Source organism: Sulfitobacter sp. 1A15299 (assembly GCF_043556915.1).
GTDB lineage: Bacteria > Pseudomonadota > Alphaproteobacteria > Rhodobacterales > Rhodobacteraceae > Sulfitobacter.
The window spans coordinates 1-4,264 of the sequence record NZ_JBIFFJ010000064.1; the positions used below are offsets into that span (position 1 = coordinate 1).

Consider the following 4,264-nt stretch of genomic DNA (forward strand, 5'->3'; position numbering starts at 1 on the left):
AGGCGTAACAGGCCCGAGCGTGCATATTTGATCGTTTGATGGGACAAAAGGCGTACAAGCTATGCGCCTGAGCGCTGCAGGTACATGACGACGTTTTCGGCGGGGAACTTGAAGCTTCGGCCATCGGAGACGCGCTCTGCGCTGATCGGATATTTTGGCCTGTTTGGATTGATGGCGACGATGCGGAAGAGTTCATCCTTCGATCGGAAGGTGCGGCCGTGATCCTCGGGCTCCAGGCCAAAATGAGGCGCGAGCACCTCGAACAGGGCCTTCTCTGGTGAGTAGATCTCGCCGCTCTCTTGCGGGATGCCGACGCGGAAGCTGATCTCGAAGCTATGGCGCAGATCGATATCCGAGAGATCCCCGCCTTCGACCGTCAGCCCGTGGGTTTCTGCCACGGCGAGGCAGGCCTTCATCATGTCCCGGCGCAGCCGGTCGCAAAGCTCAGGGGTCAGGTTGCGTGGTGGTGGGACCTTGGCCCCTGTTTGCACAGGCACCTTGGGCGCTGAAGGCTGTCGCTTGCGTGGGGGCTTTTTCATGCAGTCCGCCCCTCTACGATATCGTTGCCCGTCAGCATTTCAGCCTTTGCTTTATAGACAGTACCGCGCGAGATCCCCATTTCGCGGGCAATTTCCGTTGGAGAGAGGCCTGCACCAAGCTTGGCCTGAATGGTGGCCATGTCGATCTTGGGTGGGCGACCGCGATAGACCCCTTTGCGTTTCGCGGCCTTGATCCCTTCAGCCTGCCGCTCGCGGCGGAGATTGGTTTCAAACTCCGCAAAGACGCCAAGCATGTCGAAGAACGCTTTGCCCGTCGCCGTAGAGGTATCCACGGGCTGTTCGGTGGCCGCCAGATGCGCGCCCTTTTCTTTCAGCCGCGCAACGATGGTCTGAAGATCCTGCATTGAGCGGGCAAGCCGGTCGATCCGCGTCACCACCAGGGTTTCGCCTGGGTGAATAAAGTCGAGGATGGTTTTCAATTCAGGGCGGCCTTCAAGCGTCGCGCCACTGCGCTGTTCTTGGCGCACCATCCCACATCCTGCGGCTGTCAGCGCCTCAATTTGGGCATCGAGGTTCTGATCGACGGTCGATGTTCGGGCATAGCCGATTTTGGGGCTCGATCTGTTCATTTTGGGTGTGCCTCTGACATGATGTGTTCACTACCTCGAAACAGACCCAAAGTGAACACGCAAATCGCATGTTCCGGTGTTTATGCGCGCCGTCATTATGGGTATACCCATAATGCGCGTCAAGCCGCCATGCGTTCGTAGTCAATCCGAGTGGACAGGTCGATGTCGTAGCGGCCATAGGGAGTGATGTGCGCGTAGATCAGCGGGGTCAGGCCGCGATAATCCTCAGGCGACAGTCGGTCTTGCCAGTTCGGGTCCGACAGGACCGACTGGACCATGCGCGTGTTCACATAGACCATCGACGCTTGGACCAGTTGCAGCGCCAGGGCGGAGATCTCCTGGTCGGCGATGCGGTTCGAGGCGATCTCACCGCCCTTGCCGAAGAACACGAACCCGTTCGCGCTGTTCCAGTTCTCGACGACGTTCAGGCCGTCGTGGATTTCCCGGCGAAGGGCTTCCGACCGCAGATATCGGCACAGGAAGATCGACTTGATGGCACGACCCAGTTCGGCCAGCGCTTTGTAGGTCGGGTGCATCACGTCGGTCCGGGCGAACCGGCGCAGGATCGCCTCGGGGTCGGCGGTGCCATGTTGCATGGCGGCGGCGTATTTGACCATCTCGTCATATTGCTGCTCGATCTCGGGCCAATCGACCACGTTCGACAAGATCGGCGCCAGGTTCGGCAGGCGCACCCGCATGCCCGCAGCGGGAAGAACCAGCTTTTGGCGGGCAATCGCTTTCAGACGTGGTGCCAATTCGAATCCAAGCAGATGGCAGAACGCGAACCCGACAGCGGTCTGACCATGGCTGTCGACGTATTGGCGCTGGATTTCCATGTCGGTGCAATGGCGGAGCACGCCCTCGATCATCGCCGCGACCTCGGAGGAGGAACACCTTTTGAGCTGCGAATAGATACATGTCGCCTGACGCTCGACGTGCCAATAGATCATCACGCCACGCCCGCCATAGCGCGCATGCCACTCCGTCATCAGGTTGCGATCCCAGGCGCCGAACTTGGTGGAATCCGAACCACAAGCAGTACCCGCCTCGCCCCAGATCACCGGATTGCGGACCCTCAGTGTCGCGTTGGCCACGCGTGCCGCAGCGGCACGCAGCGTGTTCGGGTCGATATAGCGGCGGTGGATATGGAGCAGTTCGTCATAGCTGATGTCGCCGACACCGGCGGCGACGCGTTTGATCCCGGCATTGGTCCCTGCGGCATAGAGCGCCAGCAGCAACCGCCGGTCCCGGTCCGCACGCGGCAGGGCTTCGCGGCTGGCTGAGGTCTCGAAGCAGTCCAGAAACCCCGTGTCCAGGGCCGTCTCCTTGAGGACATCGAGCAGGCCAGTCATCGGCCAGACGCGTTCGACCTCTCTCTTGAGAGCTCCCAGCCCCGGTGGTTCAGGCACCGGTGCGAAGGGCGTGATCCTGATCCGGTTCTCTCCGGATGTTCGCAGCCGGACATGGCCATTTTCCGGCAGGGCCCGGTTCAGAAGGTGGAGTTCGCGCGTTAGCTCATCACGCACCTGCGCGACAAACGCACCGGCATCCAGGGAGAGGCCAAGACCCTGATAATATGTGTCCCTCCGCACCTCGAAATCGGCGGGCAGATCATCATCGGGGTTGCGGTAGCGGTCGGCGCCATCGACCCAGATTTCCTTCGCGCGCACCCGCTCACGCAACTGCGCCAGGACACAGAGTTCAAAGGAAATCACATTGAGACGGCCGGCCGCATCGATGACGCCCTCGCGCCATTTGGCGGGAACTGACCCCTCAGGGGCCAGATCGGTAGGCACGACCCGCCGTCCATCCTGTTGCCATCGCTGAATCAAGTCGAGCGCGTCCAGGATCGGGCGCCGGCTTGCATTGTTCGATCGGAATTGCAGCACAGCCAGAAGCGGTGTCACCATCCGGCGGTAGTGGCTGGCATAGGAGCCACGCATCACCGTTTGAATGCGGCCGTCAAGCGTGCCCTTGGCCCGATCTTCCTCGATCACGGCCTTCAACCTGGCCACGCTCGCGACGGGATAAATGACCTCGAGCACCCGACCCTCGGGGTCATCCACCGCGGCAATGGCCATATCGACAAGCAGGCGTTCCTTGCCATGAACTCGCTCGATGTCCCGCGCGATCGCCCCCACCACCCGGCGGCGCGACCGCGTCTGCATCCGGTGGATGATTTCAAGCAGCAGGTCGATCAACGCGTCGATCATCCCCACACGGCGGTGCATGAGATGGAGCGCGAAGAACCCCAGACGCCGCGTGTCGCCATGGCGGCGCATCTCGGCCGCGGTCTCACCATCGACCCGCCGGGACAGGCGCTGAACCAAAGCGGGATCGACACTTGCCATGGCGTCGAACGGCAGACCGAGCGTGTTCACGAATGCCATTCGCGTCGCCGCCGCCAGGATGCTCTCAAGCGTGGCGGCACCCGCATCCGCTTTCAAGCTCAGAAACCCCGTGGCGCATTTGGGATCGGCCAGGCTGGCCTCCAGTTTCCCGCGTGTCTCACCGGACAGGCTATCGGCAATCTTCGCGAGAAGGTTTTCAACGGCATCATGCCGAGCCCCGCGCACAAGCCGCTCCATGATCTTGTCGGACGGCACGAAATATCCCCGCGCACGGCTCTTGCGATACCCGAGTTCGACCTGGTTCTCGATCTTCCCGAAAGCCCCCTGAAACATCTCGGCCAGTTCGTCCCGCAACGCCTGCCGGTCCCGATCCGTGGCGCGCCGAATACCCAAATGCCGAAGGATCGCCGCCCGGTGCCTACGCGCAGTCACGTGACCGTATTCGAAATCCCGCGGTTCCGGCGCAGCAACCCCCAACTGCTCGGCCAGGTATCGCAAGACATCGGCCTGGATATCGCCCGGCCGGGATGGAAAGCGCGACCGCTCTCGGAAAAAGCAAAGCTGAAACGCAAACCAAACCCGACCAGAACGATTGACCCCCTCAATCAAACCGATGTCATCAAAGGACAGGCTCCAAACCTCGACAAATGACCGTTCCAATTTTCTGTCCCCCGCTTCCAAAGCGGCGACAGCCAACCGCGATCAAACACAACCGTCAACAGCCAAAACGTTCTCCAATTGTTCCTTCAAATGATCAAATATGCACGCTCGGGCCTGTTGGGCC

3 protein-coding genes are annotated in these 4,264 nt (G+C 61.1%); all 3 read right to left on the bottom strand.

Going from position 1 to position 4,264, the window contains the following annotated elements:
• Window positions 1-59: 59 nt before the first annotated feature.
• Entirely contained in the window at window positions 60-539 is a 480-nt protein-coding gene (locus tag ACGYK7_RS18940) for a hypothetical protein (protein ID WP_232237270.1), read from the bottom strand.
• Complete coding sequence (locus ACGYK7_RS18945) at window positions 536-1,129, bottom strand: recombinase family protein (RefSeq protein WP_148057211.1); 594 nt, start codon at window positions 1,127-1,129, stop codon at window positions 536-538. The genes ACGYK7_RS18940 and ACGYK7_RS18945 overlap by 4 nt, the downstream gene beginning before the upstream one ends.
• A 119-nt stretch (window positions 1,130-1,248) precedes the next feature.
• Window positions 1,249-4,140 (bottom strand): Tn3 family transposase, encoded by a 2,892-nt coding sequence (locus ACGYK7_RS18950; RefSeq protein ID WP_394403932.1) that lies wholly within the window; start codon window positions 4,138-4,140, stop codon window positions 1,249-1,251.
• Window positions 4,141-4,264 lie beyond the last annotated feature (124 nt).

Excerpts from the sequence above, each read along its gene's own strand:
- ACGYK7_RS18940 (WP_232237270.1), bottom strand. The coding sequence starts at position 539 with ATGAAAAAGCCCCCACGCAAGCGACAGCCTTCAGCGCCCAAGGTGCCT.
- ACGYK7_RS18945 (WP_148057211.1), bottom strand. The coding sequence starts at position 1,129 with ATGAACAGATCGAGCCCCAAAATCGGCTATGCCCGAACATCGACCGTC.